This window comes from Staphylococcus sp. 11262D007BW (genome assembly GCF_053547815.1).
In genome coordinates this window covers 441,255-457,699 of sequence record NZ_JBPWPJ010000001.1, presented here as the reverse complement: position 1 = coordinate 457,699, position 16,445 = coordinate 441,255, and the positions used below count along the sequence as shown (strand labels likewise).

The 16,445-nt window shown below is 34.5% G+C and carries 15 protein-coding genes; 4 read left to right on the top strand and 11 right to left on the bottom strand.

The features are described 5' to 3' along the window. Positions 1–520: 520 nt before the first annotated feature. From ACEE93_RS02310 to ACEE93_RS02285, 6 genes are read right to left on the bottom strand one after another with little or no spacing between them, the layout of a single operon-like run. Positions 521–2,353 (bottom strand): cation:proton antiporter domain-containing protein, encoded by a 1,833-nt coding sequence (locus tag ACEE93_RS02310; protein WP_449156363.1) that lies wholly within the window; start codon positions 2,351–2,353, stop codon positions 521–523. 13 nt (positions 2,354–2,366) lie between these two features. Further along, positions 2,367–3,752 (bottom strand): magnesium transporter, encoded by a 1,386-nt coding sequence (gene mgtE / locus ACEE93_RS02305; RefSeq protein WP_449154735.1) that lies wholly within the window; start codon positions 3,750–3,752, stop codon positions 2,367–2,369. Then, complete coding sequence (locus tag ACEE93_RS02300) at positions 3,749–4,636, bottom strand: RluA family pseudouridine synthase (RefSeq protein WP_449154734.1); 888 nt, start codon at positions 4,634–4,636, stop codon at positions 3,749–3,751. The genes mgtE and ACEE93_RS02300 overlap by 4 nt, the downstream gene beginning before the upstream one ends. After that, positions 4,633–5,442 (bottom strand): NAD kinase, encoded by an 810-nt coding sequence (locus ACEE93_RS02295; RefSeq protein ID WP_449154733.1) that lies wholly within the window; start codon positions 5,440–5,442, stop codon positions 4,633–4,635. Before ACEE93_RS02295 ends, ACEE93_RS02300 begins: the two co-directional genes overlap by 4 nt. After that, positions 5,442–6,086, bottom strand: coding sequence for a GTP pyrophosphokinase (locus ACEE93_RS02290; RefSeq protein WP_449154732.1), 645 nt, complete (start codon positions 6,084–6,086; stop codon positions 5,442–5,444). The genes ACEE93_RS02295 and ACEE93_RS02290 overlap by 1 nt, the downstream gene beginning before the upstream one ends. A 16-nt stretch (positions 6,087–6,102) precedes the next feature. After that, positions 6,103–6,450, bottom strand: a complete 348-nt coding sequence (locus ACEE93_RS02285) for a UPF0738 family protein (RefSeq protein ID WP_449154731.1) — start codon at positions 6,448–6,450, stop codon at positions 6,103–6,105. Positions 6,451–6,593: 143 nt separating this feature from the next. Here ACEE93_RS02285 and ACEE93_RS02280 point away from each other — a divergent pair, with 143 nt between their 5' ends. The 3 genes from ACEE93_RS02280 (at position 6,594) to yjbH (ending at position 8,601) form a co-directional block, all read left to right on the top strand. Then, on the top strand, positions 6,594–7,187 hold the full coding sequence (locus ACEE93_RS02280; RefSeq protein ID WP_449154730.1) for a CYTH domain-containing protein: 594 nt from the start codon (positions 6,594–6,596) through the stop codon (positions 7,185–7,187). Between the two features lie 235 nt (positions 7,188–7,422). Further along, the gene (locus ACEE93_RS02275) at positions 7,423–7,794 is read left to right on the top strand and encodes a truncated hemoglobin YjbI (RefSeq protein WP_449154828.1); all 372 of its coding nucleotides are present in this window, start codon (positions 7,423–7,425) and stop codon (positions 7,792–7,794) included. Positions 7,795–7,809: 15 nt separating this feature from the next. Continuing rightward, positions 7,810–8,601 (top strand): protease adaptor protein YjbH, encoded by a 792-nt coding sequence (yjbH, locus tag ACEE93_RS02270; protein ID WP_449154729.1) that lies wholly within the window; start codon positions 7,810–7,812, stop codon positions 8,599–8,601. 378 nt (positions 8,602–8,979) lie between these two features. Here the strand turns inward: yjbH and pepF are convergent, their stop codons facing one another. The 4 genes from pepF to spxA all read right to left on the bottom strand — a co-directional run bounded on the left by pepF (position 8,980) and on the right by spxA (position 13,425). After that, on the bottom strand, positions 8,980–10,788 hold the full coding sequence (pepF, locus tag ACEE93_RS02265) for an oligoendopeptidase F (RefSeq protein WP_449154728.1): 1,809 nt from the start codon (positions 10,786–10,788) through the stop codon (positions 8,980–8,982). A 69-nt stretch (positions 10,789–10,857) separates the two neighbouring features. Next, entirely contained in the window at positions 10,858–11,823 is a 966-nt protein-coding gene (locus ACEE93_RS02260) for a competence protein CoiA (protein WP_449154727.1), read from the bottom strand. Positions 11,824–11,925: 102 nt separating this feature from the next. Then, on the bottom strand, positions 11,926–12,639 hold the full coding sequence (locus ACEE93_RS02255) for an adaptor protein MecA (RefSeq protein WP_449154726.1): 714 nt from the start codon (positions 12,637–12,639) through the stop codon (positions 11,926–11,928). A gap of 390 nt (positions 12,640–13,029) precedes the next feature. Then, positions 13,030–13,425, bottom strand: coding sequence for a transcriptional regulator SpxA (gene spxA, locus ACEE93_RS02250; RefSeq protein ID WP_449154725.1), 396 nt, complete (start codon positions 13,423–13,425; stop codon positions 13,030–13,032). A 297-nt stretch (positions 13,426–13,722) separates the two neighbouring features. On the opposite strand from spxA, the gene trpS reads away from it, so the two are divergent. Then, positions 13,723–14,715 (top strand): tryptophan--tRNA ligase, encoded by a 993-nt coding sequence (gene trpS, locus ACEE93_RS02245; protein WP_449154724.1) that lies wholly within the window; start codon positions 13,723–13,725, stop codon positions 14,713–14,715. Between the two features lie 52 nt (positions 14,716–14,767). Here trpS and ACEE93_RS02240 read toward each other — a convergent pair whose 3' ends face one another. Next, a complete protein-coding gene (locus ACEE93_RS02240) occupies positions 14,768–16,432 on the bottom strand; it encodes a peptide ABC transporter substrate-binding protein (protein ID WP_449154723.1) in 1,665 nt (554 codons plus the stop codon). Positions 16,433–16,445 lie beyond the last annotated feature (13 nt).

Below are 16,445 nucleotides of genomic sequence, written 5' to 3'. Positions count from 1 at the left end.
TCCTACAGGCCTCGCTCGAACTAATCAAACCTTCATTAAAAATTTCAGGAAGGTTTGATGGATTTCTCACTTCGGCGTAATCTGTCAGGAGTCTCGCAACCGAAACCATTTAAAATAATTGTTCAGTAACATAGAGAAACATTTGAGTGGTTATGGTGCACTTTTGATTTCAAGACACTTTCTACTGATTGCTACCTTAGCCGAGACTTCTTTGGCATAAAGCCGAAACCGAAAATCCATTTTGTCTTCTTATTTAATATTTTATATAAGACAAAATTAGTTGAGGTGAGGCGCCTAGAAAAGCGAGGCGTTAAGGGGCAATCAGTATTTTTTTAATTACTAATACTCATGAGTCATTCTTTAGACATCTCGCAATCGAAACCATTTAAAATAATTATTCAGTAACATAAAGAAATCATTAGTATAAAAAACAGGAAAAGCGATGAGCTTTCTCATCGCCTTCCCCGCTTATTACATTAATTCATATTAAGATTGATTCATTAAATTGTTATTGTTTGCTTTAAAACATTTCTAATTCTATCTTCAATTGATCGACGTATTCTTTCGTTCCTGTAACGATTAAACGGTCTCCATATTGTAAGTAAGTATCTCCATGTGGAATGATAGACTCGTTATTGCGAATAATACGTACGAAAATGATGTCCCCACCAAATGGGAAGTCTCGTAATTGAATATGATCAAATGCATAATTGTACATTCCAATTTCATATAGAGATGTTTCGACATTACTTAATAAATTCAGCATGTTCGGTGTCTCGATCATACCTTTTAGTAACACCTGATTACTTTGGAAAGTACTAAACAATTCAATACCTTTAGTACTCAATTCTTTTTCCTCATCATTTGTATCTAACCGGCATATCACACGCTCAACATCATGTGCTTTTGCCATAAGGGCAACACGTCGGTTAATCGCATCATCATTCGTTGAACATACGACAATGTCACTATCAAATAATCCTAATCGATCTAACATCGCCTCGTCATAATCTGGAAACTCTACCATTGTAATTTCATCAGATAACTCACGTCGATCCGACAAATCTTCTCGATAATACAACGTCACTTTATAAAGTGGTGAACTAATATCTTGAGCAATTGGAATAGACAATTGGTTTTTACCAATCATAGCAACTTTAACAGAACGTTGCATCTCATCGGGTACCGGAATTAACTTTTTAAAGACAATCGGTACAAATACACATGTAATCACTGCACTTAAAATTAAAATACCTGAAGTTTCTTCACTAATTGTATTTAATCGTTCTGCAATTTTTGCAGCTGCAATGACAAGTGATAATGTCGATGTCAGTAAAAACGCAGATGCAATCGTTGTTTTCATATCAAACCATTTTCGAATAATAAAGACTGGAATGAGTTTGGATATAATAAACGCGATAATTAAAATCGGTATAATGATTAATATGGAAGGATTTTGAATTAAAGAAGGGATATCCAATTCTACCCCTACCATAATAAAGAATATCGGAATAAAAAATCCATAACCAAATGAATCTAATTTTTCGACTAAATCTGGACTCGGTTTAAGTAATGATACAACTACCCCAGCTAAGAATGCACCTAAAATATTTTCAGCACCCACACCTTCAGCAAGCGCTACTAACAAGATAATTAATGCGAAAATAGCACGTATCCCTATTTGAGTTGTGCCATCCATTAACTTTTCAAAAATAGGTGCTTTCTTTAAGAAATCTCCTAAGAAATAAAAGGCAATCGTAAATAAACCTAAAATACCAATCAGCCAAATTGTACCGCTTCCGGATGCGTGAATCGCCCCGTATACAGTTAATAAAATCATCGTAATTAAATCGGCCAATACAGCAACTAATAAAATAAATTGACCGATGCGTGTACGCATGATGTTCATCTCTTTTAGCGTAGGCACAACGACCCCTAAAGAGATGGTTGAGATGATAATAATCATTAATAATACATCATCAATGAGACCGACCCATTTAAAGGCATAAGCTAACACAACTGATACAATCATAATTAGCATAAAGACGAGCATCGCTAAGCTAAAATGACTAGGGCCAGACGTCTCATTATTATTTTTTTCATTTTTATCCTTTTTAAATGCATTAAAATCAATTTCTAAACCACTTAAAAACATTAAAAAGATAAAACCTAATGTCGATAAAATGGTCAAAGTATCATCGACATGCACAATATTGAAAAGAGATGGACCTATAATAATCCCCATTAATATCTCTGCCACAACCACTGGTAAAAAGGCGATATTGAGGCGATTAATAATAATAGGTGTCACTACCGCTGCTAATATAACGATGACGAGCGAGACAAATTCCATTCACTTTCCCCCTTTATACAAGATATGACATAAATGTCGTTGCAAGGCCGAAATAGATTAACATACTTACAATGTCGTTAATTGTAGTAATAAATGGTCCACTTGCAACGGCAGGGTCGATACCTAGTTTATTCATAACAAGTGGAATGACTGAGCCAATAGTGGTACCTACTGTCATTGCAATCGTTAAACTTGTGCCTACAATTAATGCTAAAAACGGTTGTTGATATAATACAATAATGATTAATATAAGACAAATAGCACACGTAATACCCGTTAAAAAGCCACTACCTGACTCACGTAATGCAAGTTTAAATTTACTTTTTTCTTTAATATCCCCAGTTGAAATGTTACGTACAGATACCGCTAAAGATTGGGTACCTGAATTACCGGACATCCCACTAATAATAGGAATAAACGCTGCAAGTAATGCGACTTTTTCTAACGTTTCTTCAAAAGATCCTAAAATAGAGGCAGTAATCATACCTAATACGGTCAAAATCATTAACCATGGTAAACGTTTTAAGGCCGTCTTAAAGATAGAATCATCTGTTGAGTCGATGTCTGACACACCGGCTAAGCGAGAGTAGTCTTCACTTGCCTCTTCATCCATAACGTCAACGATATCATCGATTGTGATAATCCCTAGCAAGTGATTTTGATAATCGACAACGGGCATAGCGATAAAGTCATAGTCTCTCATTGTTTGTGCTACATCTTCTTGGTCATCAGCCACATTCGCACTGATAACACGTTCACTCATAATATCTTCAATGTAAGCATCATTTTCTGCCACAATTAAATCTCGTAACGACAGAACGCCCACTAATTTTTTTTGCTCATCTACTGCAAAAATGACGTAAATTGTCTCTGCATTTGGTGCTTGTTCTTTAACGTGCATTAATGCTTCATGTACCGGTGTGGTAATCGTTAAAGAAATATATTCTGTTGTCATAATCCCGCCAGCTGTATCTTCTTCATAATGAAGCAATGCTTTAATTTCTTTCGCATCTTCTTTATTCATTAACATTAACAAGCTGGCTATTTTACGTTTTGACAACTGATTTAAAATATCTACCGCATTATCGTAAGACATGCATTCGAGAATTTGACTCGCATAGGTCGCATTGATGTCTTCAAATAAATCTTCATAATCTTCTTCATCAATTTCCAGATTTTCGAAAAACTCTGCTACTTCTTCCGGTGATAAAAACTGATACATTTTTTGACGTACCGCTTCATCACTTTCCTCAAAGTATTCACTTTGCTCATAGGAGTGCAATGCTAAAAATTCATCTCTAAATTCATCAATGTTATCTTCTTCAATTAAAGCATCTAGTAACGCTTTATTATATCTTTCTTCATCATCCACTAAAAATTGTTCATTTTCAGTATTCATTCGTCGGCACCCCCATTATAATTTGATTGTTCTATCTGATATAGATGATGGTTAAAATCTGGTGTCGGATTGTCTATTTGGACGTTGGCGTGCGTAATTGGATGTACAAACGCGATCATTGCACATTTTAAACATTGTGTGTCGTAATCCGGATGTTGATTGCCATATAATCGATCGCCTACCAACGTATGTCCAATATGTTTAAAATGAACACGTATTTGATGTGTTCTACCCGTCTCTAGTTTAACACGACATAACGTATAACGAGCGCCCTTTTTTAATGGCCAATAGTATGTTTTAGCATATTTTCCATCGGCTGCTACAACACGTTCAATGATACTGTCAGCATGACGTGCGATCGGAGCTTCAATCTCCCCCGCTTCGTTGATTATCCCTTCACAAAGGCATTCATATATTTTATCGATCTTTGTTAACGACATTAGGTGATGAATATGTCTGGATTTAGCAATGACGACGATGCCCATTGTCTGACGATCTAGTCGTGTGACGATATGCGGAATCCCAGCGTCGTGTTGTTGTTGCATATGATACAACGCTTGTTCGACTAAACTCTCATGAGGGTGTTCTCGCGAAGGGGCACTGTTTTGATTTTTGGGTTTATTAACAATGAGTAACCATGAATCTTCATATAAAATCGTTAAAGATCGTTCGAAAGGTATTAAATGCGCACTGGGTTGTTCCTGTGGTAGCTGGACAATGAATTGATCGCCCTTTTCCAAATGATAACGCACTGTTTGAGGATGACCATTTACAAGTAAAGCGCCATCTTGTTTAATGGCGCTAATCGTCTTTTTTGAGAATTGTTGCTCATATAAAAATGTTTTGATGGTTGTCGGACTCTGGATGACGTATTCAAATCTCACAACTCTTCACCACTTGAAATGAATGAATCATGCACACGTTTCCAAAATGGGAAGGGTCTAAAGCGTGCAAAACGTATTTTTTCATTTGCTACACGATATTGAATGGCATTGACATTTTTATGTTTAACGCTTACGTGATCAATCGTTGTTAAAATTGTATCATGGTGCACAGGTTTAACATGACATGTATGATGTTTTGGTAACACTAAAGGTGACCCGACCGTACGGAATACGCGATTATTGATAGACGCAATTTCTGCAATTTGAATAGCTTCAATGGATGGATGAATCAAAGCCCCACCTAATGCTTTATTGTAAGCTGTTGAGCCAGATGGTGTAGAAATACAAAGTCCATCTCCACGAAAACGTTCAAAATGTTGTCCCCGAATATCTAAATCCACAACTAATGTAGTCCCATTTTCTGTTTTCATAGTTGCTTCATTTAATGCTAAATACCGTGTCTCATAACCTTTATCATTATATCGTACAACCATTTCAAGTAATGGATATTCAATCACTTGAAATTCTGAATTATTGATTTCGATAATCAATTTTTCAACCTCATGGGGTAACCAATCTGCATAAAATCCAAGGTGGCCTGTATGTATCCCTACAAACGCACATCGCGATAACATATGGCTATACTGATGGAAAGCTTGTAATAACGTACCATCGCCCCCTACCGAAATCACAATTTCAGGATTTTCGAGGTCTTCAATCATTTTAAAATCTTTCATATGTGCGGTCATTTTGTGTTTTAATGCATCAGATTTAGAGTCCCCTTTAGACAATATTGCATAACGCATCACTCCACCTCACGATTCTCATGCTTTTTAGCACGCTTTTTCGTATAATACTTCTGCGCTTCTTGAATCTCATCTTTAATCTCCGACATTTCTTCATCTAAAGAAAAGGCTGCTTCTGCTGCTCTTTCAAGACGCGTTTGAATTTCTGGTGGATAATCTCCATCATATTTATATCTTAATGTATGTTCTATTGTTGCCCAGAAATTCATAGCTAATGTACGAATTTGAATTTCCGCTAAAATTGTTTTTGGGCCGTTCAATGTTTCAATTGGATACTCAATAATCACATGATACGAGCGATACCCACTTTGTTTAGTATGTCGAATATAATCACGTTCTTCTACCACTGTAAAGTCTTCACGTTGTCGTAAAAGATTGACCACTGTATCGATATCATCAACAAATTGGCACATAATGCGCAATCCTGCAATATCATACATTTCTTCACTCAATTGGTCATAAGGTATACCCCTTTTATTCGCCTTATCAATAATACTTGTAATTGGTTTGACTCGCCCTGTCACAAACTCAATCGGTGAATTATGTTCTGTCACCTCATATTGTTTACGCAAACCTTTAAGTTTAATTTTTAGTTCATCAATTGCTTGACGATACGGCGATAGAAAAATTTCCCATTGATTCATATTACCTCACTCCGCTTCATGCTAATTCGAACGTTTCCTCCACTGCAGCAACGAACTCTTTACCATAATTAGAATTCCCCTTAATATTGTCTAATAAATAATCTAATTCATTAAAGAAGTTTTCGAGTTCGAGCGTATCATTTACGATTAATTTTTTATCACGATTATCATTAAGCATCGTCCATGTCTCTTGCACGAAACTTAAATAAGAATAAGATGAACCATCATCTAATAAACAAACAAACGCATAATTATCGCTATCTACTAAGACTTGGCCCGCTTCTGTTAGCCCCTCAGTAGATTTGTCTGTATAACATAAAATTTGGTCATCTGTTATTTTAATTTCGTTCACATAAATTCGCATACAATTTCCTCCTTATTCAAGATATAGTTTAACATAATTTAACTTTGTCCTCATCGTTGAATGTTAAGTTTTAAATACTTTTAAATGCAATTATTTTCGTTCATAATTTAGAAGAATACACCTATTTTAGAGGAGGATGAAATATGGCGATTGAACAAGAAATCGAATTTAAACAACTTTTAAACCGAAGCACATATGATGACATTAAAGCGACCTATTTTCAAGCGCAACAGCCATTTTCACAAACCAATTTTTATATCGACACACCAGATTTTCAAATTCAAAGTCAAAAAATGGCATTACGTATTCGTCTCAAATCTGATGCAAAAAGTGAACTCACTTTAAAAGTACCAGCAGAAGTAGGCCTAACAGAATATAATGCTTCTATTGACTTAGAACCCGTCGAATCCCAAGCTATTACGTCCGACCTTTTATCACCTGATATTAAAGCAGTCTTACAAGAGTACAACGTTGATGTTACACAATTACACGTGTTAGGGTCTCTTAAAACTTATCGATATGAAACACAATTGAAAGACGGCCTGTTAGTACTGGATTACAGTCAATATTTAAATACCGAAGATTACGAATTAGAATTTGAAGTAGCTCATTATGATGCTGGGCTCTCAGCCTTCAAAAGAATCCTTCAAGATTTCAATCTTGAACACCATTCCCCTAAAAATAAAGTACAACGCTTTTTTGAACGTAAGCATCATCTAGATCTAGGGGACAAATAAAGCCGTCGTACTTAACAAAACGCATTAATAACGTCTTAGAAGTAAACGTTACAATCAGAAGCATACAAAATAACCAAGTGCTTTGACGTTTCATTTACTTTTGAACAAATGCTAATTATTGTTATCTTCATTTCGGGGATATACGCTCGATGCCGTTGCATAAGTGTTTTTACTTTGAATTGTAAAAATTCATGTTATTATTTATGTATATAATGAAACTAAATTGGTGATTAAAATGACAAAAACGCCTTATGAAATCATAGGTCCAGATGCCCTGTATAAGATGATTGATCACTTTTATCAACTAGTGGAACAAGATACGCGTATCAATCATTTATTTCCTGGGGATTTTGCTGAAACCGCTCGTAAACAAAAACAGTTTTTAACTCAATTCCTCGGTGGTCCACAACTTTATACCGAAGAGCATGGACATCCAATGTTAAAAAAACGCCATTTACCTTTTAGGATCGACCACGCCGCTAAGGAAGCATGGCTTGAAAATATGGCAGTCGCTATCGAAACAGCTAATTTCCCTTACCAAGTTGGAGATTATCTATACGAAAGGCTACGTTTAACCGCCAATCACATGGTTAATACTGAAAATTAATTGTAGGTGAAAAATATGATTGAAGAATTACGCGTTTTAATGGATAGTTGTCGTGAAGATTCAAATCTTTCACCTGTGAATAAAATAGAAATATATTCTTTTTTTGACCCTTTCAGCCGAGACAGTTTTAAGTTATCGGCTGTTTTGTCAAAATTACGTATTGAATATCAGCAATATATCCGTATTCGTCATATTCTTAATCCGTCTTTACGTGTTTTAACGAAATGCCAAGCACAAAGCACATCGGATCGAGATAATATTGCACTTGCTTTTAAAGCTGCCGAATTACAAGGACGCGCTCGTGCACAACGCTTTATGCATTTAATTCAAAATGAAATTATCCCCAAGCGTGATATCGTCACTGAAGATATGATTGCGAAGTGTATTATTAATGCCGGATTAGATTATGATGTGTATCAAGATGATTTAACTAATGGAAAATTGAGAGAAAGTTTAAAAGTTGACTTGCATATCGCAAGAGAAATGGAAGTTGAAATGGCCCCTTCCCTAGTCTTTTTTAATGAAGATATTCAGGAAGAAGGATTAAAGGTGGAGGGTCTCTATCCTTATCACATTTACACATATATTTTAAATGAAATGATGGGAACCACACTTGAAAAAAATCTACCACCTAAATTGATAGATTATATTCAGCAAAAACAACTTGTAACAGAAGAAGAACTGTTAACAATCTATGAATGGCCTGAAAAAACATTACAAAAAGAACTCAAAAAGCTAAAGCTACAACAAAAAGTAGAAAAGCTAACATATCCTAGTGGAGAATTTTGGAAATCTAAAATGTCTTAAGATAGAGAGAATTAAAATATGGTTATTAAGAAAGCGGTTAGTGAATTGTAGTCACTAACCGTTATTTTTATTAACATAAAAACCTCTTCAGTTAGGGGCTTTAATGACGTACTTCTTACAAATTAAATATATCTGTTTTCTATATTTGTACGAAAGTCTATATCGTTAATCTTTTTATAAACAAAAAAACGCCGTGTTCAAACACGGCGCTAAACAAAGGGGATGGGAGAAATTTTCACTTCAAACAAAGGGGTATGTTTGTTATGTGATTAATTTCATGTTGTAAATATAACACGTGGTCTATAAGCTTTCAACCCTTTAACTCGTAAAAATTAAACATTTCACATTTCCGTCACAATGTAAACGAATTCAATAGTATTAAGCTTTCATAAGTTTTTCAAAAGCATCTAATTTCTCTTCAAATACCTTACAAGCATCTTCAATTGGTTTTGGTGTTGTCATATCAACACCCGCATTTTTTAAGATTTCAATTGGATAATTAGAGCTACCTTTTTTCAAGAATTCATTGATGTAACGTTCCACAGCTGGTTGCCCTTCTGTTAAAATTTGATGACTTAAACTTTGCGCTGCGCTATAACCTGTAGCATATTGGTACACATAATAATTCATATAAAAATGTGGAATACGTGACCATTCTTTACTGATATTTTCATCTGTTTCAACAGTATCACCAAAATATAAACGATTTAATTTCGCATACTCTTCATTCATGCGATTAGCAGTTAATGGTTCCCCTGCTTCTTCTATTTGGTGAATTTTGTGTTCAAATTCTGCAAACATTGTTTGACGGAATAATGTAGCACGGAAACGTTCTAATTCTTGGTTGAGTAATAATAGACGGCGTTTATCATCTAAATGTTTATCCATATAATCACTTAATAATGCTTCATTACATGTTGAAGCCACTTCTGCCACAAAGATAGAGTAATCACTGTAGTTAGATGGTTGATGTTTACGGCTAAAGTAACTGTGCGCAGAATGACCAAATTCATGCACTAACGTATATAAATCTGATACTGTATCTGACCAGTTCAATAAGATAAATGGATTCGTTTGATGCGCTCCAGATGAATAACCGCCTGAACGTTTACCTTTGTTTTCATAAACGTCAACCCAACGATTTTCAAGGCCTTCTTTAACTACATTTAAGTACTCTTCACCCATTGGTGCTAAACCTTTTAACATCCACTCAACCGCTTCATCATACGGCATATCAAACTGAATATCTTTCACTAAAGGTGTATACATGTCATACATTTTTAAGTCATCTAAACCTAATAAAGACTGACGTAATTTTGTATAACGGTGTAATAATGGTAAATAATCATGGACCGTTTTAATTAAATTATCGTAAACTTCTTCTGGAATATGATTTTGACTTAATGCTTGTTCACGTGCTGTTTGATAATGATGTGAACGTGCATTGAATACATGTTTTTTAACTTCTCCAGCTAATGTCGCACTTAAAGTATTATTGTATGCACCATAAGCTTTATACACATTATTGTAAGCAGACGCTCTTAAAATACGATCATCTGATTCTAAATATTTAATAAATGTGCCTTGCGTTAACGGATGCGTTACTCCGTCTTTGTCTGTGACATCATCGAACTGTAAATCTGCATTATCAAACATACTAAAGACGTTACCTGGTGTAGATAATGCATCTTGAGCTTCAGTCAATAATTTCTCCTTATCTGCATCTAAAACATGTGGACGTTGTTCATTTAAAAGTTCTAAATCAAATTTAAAGCGTTGTAGTCCTTCGTGTTGGTCAATAAATGATTGTAACTTCTCTTCGTCAATTTGTAATAATTCAGGTACTAAAAAGCTCCAGGCTGAACTTAATTTAATCGCTAATTGATGGGCTCTTGCTTCAAAACCTGTGTAACGGTCATTGGCAGTGTCTTGGTCTTGTTTAAGGTGTGCGTATACATACACTGTTTCAAGTTGTGTTTCAATCTCATCTTCAAGCGTAAGTGCTTGGTATAATGTTTCAGCATCATCACCTAAATGACTTTTAAATGGCTCTTCTTTTCCAAGTTGATTTTCAACTTCTTTAAAAGCCTCTTCCCATGCGTCATCACTTTCAAAAATTGTCGTTAAGTCCCACGTATATTGTGGATATTGGCGTTCTTGTTCTTCTCTCGTTAGTTGTTGACTCATTAATAATTCCTCCTCTAAACGATTCGTTAACCCTATTCTCTCATTTTCCCACGTACAATGCACTTCATTTCATTTTAAACCTAATACCCGTTCATAAGCGTCAATTAATTTTGTAATAATAGTTGGTTTATGCATCTTACCAGAATAGAATGTTCTAAATTTAAGCGTTGTCAGAAGATGGTTAAATAATGATTGGTTCAATTTTTTAGCATAAAGAATCTGAAGTTGCCATTCTATAGGATGCGTGCGAATATAGATTTGCTCAGGGAATATAAAGCCTGTCAGTTTAAATACCTGTTGATCCGTTAACCGTAACTGATACATCATCGATAATGTAGGTTGAAGTACGCTATTTTTACGTCGACACTGCATTAAATACATGCGCATCTGCGTTTGCGTTAATTGCGAAATCACTTGATGATCAGATACAGGGGGAAACGTTTCTTCAACACAAGCTGTGATAGAAGTGCTTATTCTTTTGGCGTAAAATTGTTTTGATGTAACGGGCATTAAATGAGAAAGTTGAATAAGTTGAAAGGTATGGGGATGAATACAAATTAAATGAGTATAACGTAAATTAATACATGCTTGATGTAACTGGGTTAAATGATAGAGCCCTTTTTTAAATGGAGGCAAACGAGTCACCCATATGACGCGGTATCCTAACTTTTGTAATCCTTGTGTTCGCTGTTGTAAATCATCAACAGAAATGGGACTCAATTGAATTTCAATGGCTAACTGTTCCACTAAGAGATCTGGTATCTGTTGTATCTCTGGTAAATACACTTCTAATTCTGGTGTATAGCCTGCTGCCACACTTTGTTGATAAAGTTGTAATTTATAACGTTGATGTTCTATTGATTCTGATAAATGCTTAGGGTGATTGTGGCGATGCTGATGTGCAAAGTGTGCTATTTTCGACGTGCCTTGTTTTAATACAAGTTGTTCTTTACAAATTGGACAGAAATAACTTTCAGATTTAGATGCTTGTTGAGCGTATATTTTATGGTTAGACTGATCATAAGCTGTTAACATAAAACACCTCTTTATATCTATACACGCCGCTACCTGACGCATTACTTGTTTTTACAATAAAAAAAGAGATGTCCTTAGACACCTCTTCCTTATGCAATACTATTATTCAGATTGTGGGAAATAACGTTTAACTTGATCCATGACGTTATGACTCATAACGACTTTGCCATAGTCATCTAAATATACTTTAGTCACATCACCTAGTGAAACAAATTCAATCACTTGGCCATAAAAGTCATGAATATATTCTTCATCTAAACTATTATCAAAATGAACAACATAATAGTAATTATGATCTAACATATATAGTAAATCTTCAAATTCTGTCACTGTTTGATCGTTACGATAAGCATAGTCAATAACGGATTCTAAACTATCAAATTTAAAAATCACTGTTCGTGGTGCTTGAACTTGTTGTTTTTTGTCTTCAACACTTGCTTCACTGTCAGAAATCACTTTATCTTTTGCTTCTGGTGTTTCAATATCTTCTTTTATTGATTGTGATAATAATTCATTGAGTTGGTTATCAAAATCATCAAACATGCCGTTCTCTTCAGACATATTGGTCATATCTTCATTTTTAGATTTTGAAATAGTCACTTCTACGCCTTTTTCAAAAGCATGAACTTGAATCCATAAAGGACCTTCAACAACAAAATCTTCTTCTTCATTAACTTCTTCCATTACTGACCAAAAGAATTCTTCGCCACGTTTACGATTTGTCCATAAATCTTCACGTTTAAATCCTCGAGCTTCAATATCTGTATAAGTGATAAATAATTTTACTGTCATATCGTCTATACGTTCTATTCTCATATCATCTCACTCCTTACAGTCGATGAATAGTATCCCTATTGTATTAGACAAGTTCTAAAAACACAATTGTTTTGTTTATCTTTAAATAGTCTATCAATCATAACATAGGAAAATATGTCTGCATATATTTTAAAGGTAAATTAAAATACATCTTTATATTAATATACTCACTTGCAAACAACCTCTTTACTCTATTATAACAATTTTTATACGTATAAGAAACTTCTTAAAATAAACGGTGCGCATGCTATTTTTCGTTACTTTTCAATACTTAATTATAGAAAAAAAGGTTAGTGTCTCAACACGTTTAAAATGCAGACACTAACCTCTATTTAAAATCTTTGACATCTACTAGCGAGACATCTTATAGTATATAGTACTAACTTTAATTTAGTCGACCATACGTTGTGCTTCTTGTAATTGGAATGTACGTACTGTACGTGGTAAGAAGCGACGGATTTCGTCTTCGTTGTAACCAACTTGTAAACGTTTATCGTCTAAAATGATTGGTCGACGTAAGATACCTGGATTTTGTTGAATAATTGTGTATAAATCTTGAAGTGGTAATGCATCAATATCAACATTTAGTTTTTGATATGTTTTAGAACGTGTTGAAATAATTTCGTCAGTACCATCTTCTGTCATTTTTAAAATTTGTTTAATTTCGTCTAATGTTAAATGATCTGAAAAGATATTTCGCTCCGTATACGGAATGTCATGTTCTTGTAACCATGCTTTCGCTTTACGGCAAGATGTGCAACTTGGTGAAGTAAATAATGTTACCATACATCTCACTCTCCTAATTTTTTTGAAAATAAGTTCTTTCTATTTAAGCTAAAGTATTATATTTCAAATCTTTTGCCTCTTATTTTACTGTATAACTATATTATACACTTTCTACATTAAAATTAAATGAGAAAATGTAAATAAAGCCTATTATTTCAAATAATCAGACTTTAGTATGATATAAAATGTGCGTCAGTCTAATCTATTTGATATATTAATCATAGCATAACTTACAATCAAAATAAATACTGTTACAATGGGTTATAGTATCTACTAGAAAGAAGGTCACAAATTTTTATGAAAACTTTATTTTCAGGTATTCAACCAAGTGGTATTCCAACTTTAGGAAATTATATTGGTGCTTTAAAACAATTTACAGATATCCAAGAGGAATATGATTGTTATTTTTGTATCGTGGACCAACATGCCATTACGGTGCCACAAGATCGTTTAAAGTTACGTAAACAAACACGTCAACTTGCTGCCATCTATCTGGCTTCCGGGTTAAACCCAGAGAAGGTGACATTATTTATTCAATCTGAAGTACCAGCTCACGTTCAAGCTGGATGGATGTTTACAACGATTTCATCAATTGGAGAACTTGAACGTATGACGCAATTTAAAGATAAAGCCAAAAAACAAAATGATGGTATCCCAGCAGGCTTATTAACTTATCCTCCATTGATGGCAGCAGATATTGTATTATATAACACTGATGTCGTGCCAGTTGGCGAAGATCAAAAACAACACATGGAACTCACTCGTAACCTTGTAGACCGTTTTAATAGTCGTTACAATGATGTATTAACTAAACCAGAGGCCCATATGCCAAAAGTGGGTGGCCGTGTCATGAGTTTACAAGACCCTACGAAAAAAATGAGTAAAAGTGACGATAATCAAAAGAACTTTATTTCACTTTTAGATGAACCTCGTCTTGCTGCTAAAAAAATTAAAAGTGCAGTAACAGATTCTGACGGCGTCATTAAATATGATAAAGACAATAAACCGGGTATCTCTAACTTACTCACTATTTATTCAAGTTTAACAGATACATCCATTGAAGCATTAGAAGCACAATATCAAGATGAAGGGTATGGTACGTTTAAAGCGGATTTAGCTGAAGTTGTTCAACAATTTTTAATTGACTTCCAAGAAAAATACAATCATTTTTACGAATCAGATCAATTAGATACCATTTTAGATGAAGGTCGCGATAAAGCTCAGCGTACTTCTTTCAAAACGTTGAAAAAAATGGAAAAAGCAATGGGACTTGGACGTAAACGTCAATAATTTTAAAAAGGTTGAGACAAAAACTAACTTTTGTCTCAACCTTTCTTTCGTTTTATTGCGCTTTCTTTTTGCCAGTCTCACGATCAATACTTTTATCAATATAAACATGTTTTAATGAAGTGTCGCCACTAATGTTATGATAGATCAATCCTTTAACTTGTGGATTGGTTAAATGCGCCTCACCTTTTTGATAAATCGGTGCAATCGGTGCTTCATCAAGAAGTAATTCTTCCGCTTCGACTAATGTTTCATTTCGTGCTTCTTCATCTTGCAATAATTCTCCATTAGCTTTTTTAACCATTTCGTCGTATGTTTTATTCGACCAACCCGTATTATTTGAAGCGTTGCCAGTTGTCATGATAGTTAAGAAAGTCAACGGATCAGGATAATCTGGTCCCCAACCAGAAAGTGACACTTCATAATTTTCACTTTGTTCACGATCCACACGTTGTTTAAACGGTAACTGTTGAATTTTCATAGTGACACCTGGTAGATTTTTCTCAACTTGTGCCTTAATAAACTCTGCTGAAATCTTAGATGACGGCGTATCTTCTGTATTCAATGTAAACGTAAATGATTCTTGATTTAACTCTTGTTTTGCCTTCTCTAAATTCTCTTTTGCCTTTTTTGGATCATACACTAAGTCTGATTGAACTTGCTTTGTAAAATCTTCCCCATTCGGTGCTTTAGCTGTATCTTTGGCAGTAAACCCATCGCTCGGTTCAGAGCCATTATTCAAAACAGAATCCACATATGCTTGTTTATTAATGGCTTGTGATAATGCGATTCTAAAATGTTGATTTTTAAACGGTTCATATTCTCCTTGATTCAATTTTAAATAAAATGTAGAAGAGAGAAGCCGTTTATTCATGGCAGGTTTATCTTCATATTTATCTACTTGTTCTGCACTAATTGTAGTATCATCAATCGAACCTGTATCATATAATGAAGCTCCTGCTTGACCATCTTTTAAAATCTTATAATTCACTTTGTCTAATTTGACTGCCTTTTTATCCCAGTAATCATCATTTTTTTCTAATAAAATTTTGTCTTCTACAGCCCAATTTTTCACTTTAAATGGCCCATTATAAACAGTACGCTCTGCACTTGTACCATAGCGATCACCATATTTTTTAACTACTTTTTCGTTTTGTGGCATATATGTACCGAAAGCTAACATTTCTTGAAAATATGGAATCGGTTTGGTTAATTTGACCTCTAACGTATAATCATCTATTGCTTTTACCCCTAATGTATCTGGATCTTTTTCTCCCATATTAATCGCTTCTGCATTTTCAATATCATACATAATATAAGCATATTCAGAAGCTGTTTCTGGATTGACTACGCGCTTCCATGCATATTCAAAATCATGTGCTGTCACTGGATCTCCGTTTGACCATTTTGCGTTATCTCTTAACTTAATCGTCCAAGTTTTACCATCTTCACTGATTTCAGGGTCTTCTTTCGCAACACCTGGTACGGCTTGATCATTTTCATCTAATGTATAAAGCCCCTCGAAGACTTGATTATAAATATCAAAACTCACTTGGTCTGTTACTTGTGTCGTATCTAATGACGCCATATCTTGTGGAATGACTTTACGAAAGACCTGTCCTTTGTCATCATACATTCCTTCTGCATTACCACACGCTGCTAAAATCAATACAGCTGTTAAAATAACACCAAATAGTTTAAATGATTTGTGTAACTTCACTTCCCAGTCCCCC

Excerpts from the sequence above, each read along its gene's own strand:
- pepF (WP_449154728.1), bottom strand. The coding sequence starts at position 10,788 with ATGAGTCAACAACTAACGAGAGAAGAACAAGAACGCCAATATCCACAA.
- mgtE (WP_449154735.1), bottom strand. The coding sequence starts at position 3,752 with ATGAATACTGAAAATGAACAATTTTTAGTGGATGATGAAGAAAGATAT.
- ACEE93_RS02255 (WP_449154726.1), bottom strand. The coding sequence starts at position 12,639 with ATGAGAATAGAACGTATAGACGATATGACAGTAAAATTATTTATCACT.
- ACEE93_RS02285 (WP_449154731.1), bottom strand. The coding sequence starts at position 6,450 with ATGCGAATTTATGTGAACGAAATTAAAATAACAGATGACCAAATTTTA.
- ACEE93_RS02275 (WP_449154828.1), top strand. The coding sequence starts at position 7,423 with ATGACAAAAACGCCTTATGAAATCATAGGTCCAGATGCCCTGTATAAG.
- ACEE93_RS02290 (WP_449154732.1), bottom strand. The coding sequence starts at position 6,086 with ATGAATCAATGGGAAATTTTTCTATCGCCGTATCGTCAAGCAATTGAT.
- ACEE93_RS02310 (WP_449156363.1), bottom strand. The coding sequence starts at position 2,353 with ATGGAATTTGTCTCGCTCGTCATCGTTATATTAGCAGCGGTAGTGACA.
- ACEE93_RS02260 (WP_449154727.1), bottom strand. The coding sequence starts at position 11,823 with ATGTTAACAGCTTATGATCAGTCTAACCATAAAATATACGCTCAACAA.
- spxA (WP_449154725.1), bottom strand. The coding sequence starts at position 13,425 with ATGGTAACATTATTTACTTCACCAAGTTGCACATCTTGCCGTAAAGCG.
- trpS (WP_449154724.1), top strand. The coding sequence starts at position 13,723 with ATGAAAACTTTATTTTCAGGTATTCAACCAAGTGGTATTCCAACTTTA.
- yjbH (WP_449154729.1), top strand. The coding sequence starts at position 7,810 with ATGATTGAAGAATTACGCGTTTTAATGGATAGTTGTCGTGAAGATTCA.
- ACEE93_RS02295 (WP_449154733.1), bottom strand. The coding sequence starts at position 5,442 with ATGCGTTATGCAATATTGTCTAAAGGGGACTCTAAATCTGATGCATTA.
- ACEE93_RS02280 (WP_449154730.1), top strand. The coding sequence starts at position 6,594 with ATGGCGATTGAACAAGAAATCGAATTTAAACAACTTTTAAACCGAAGC.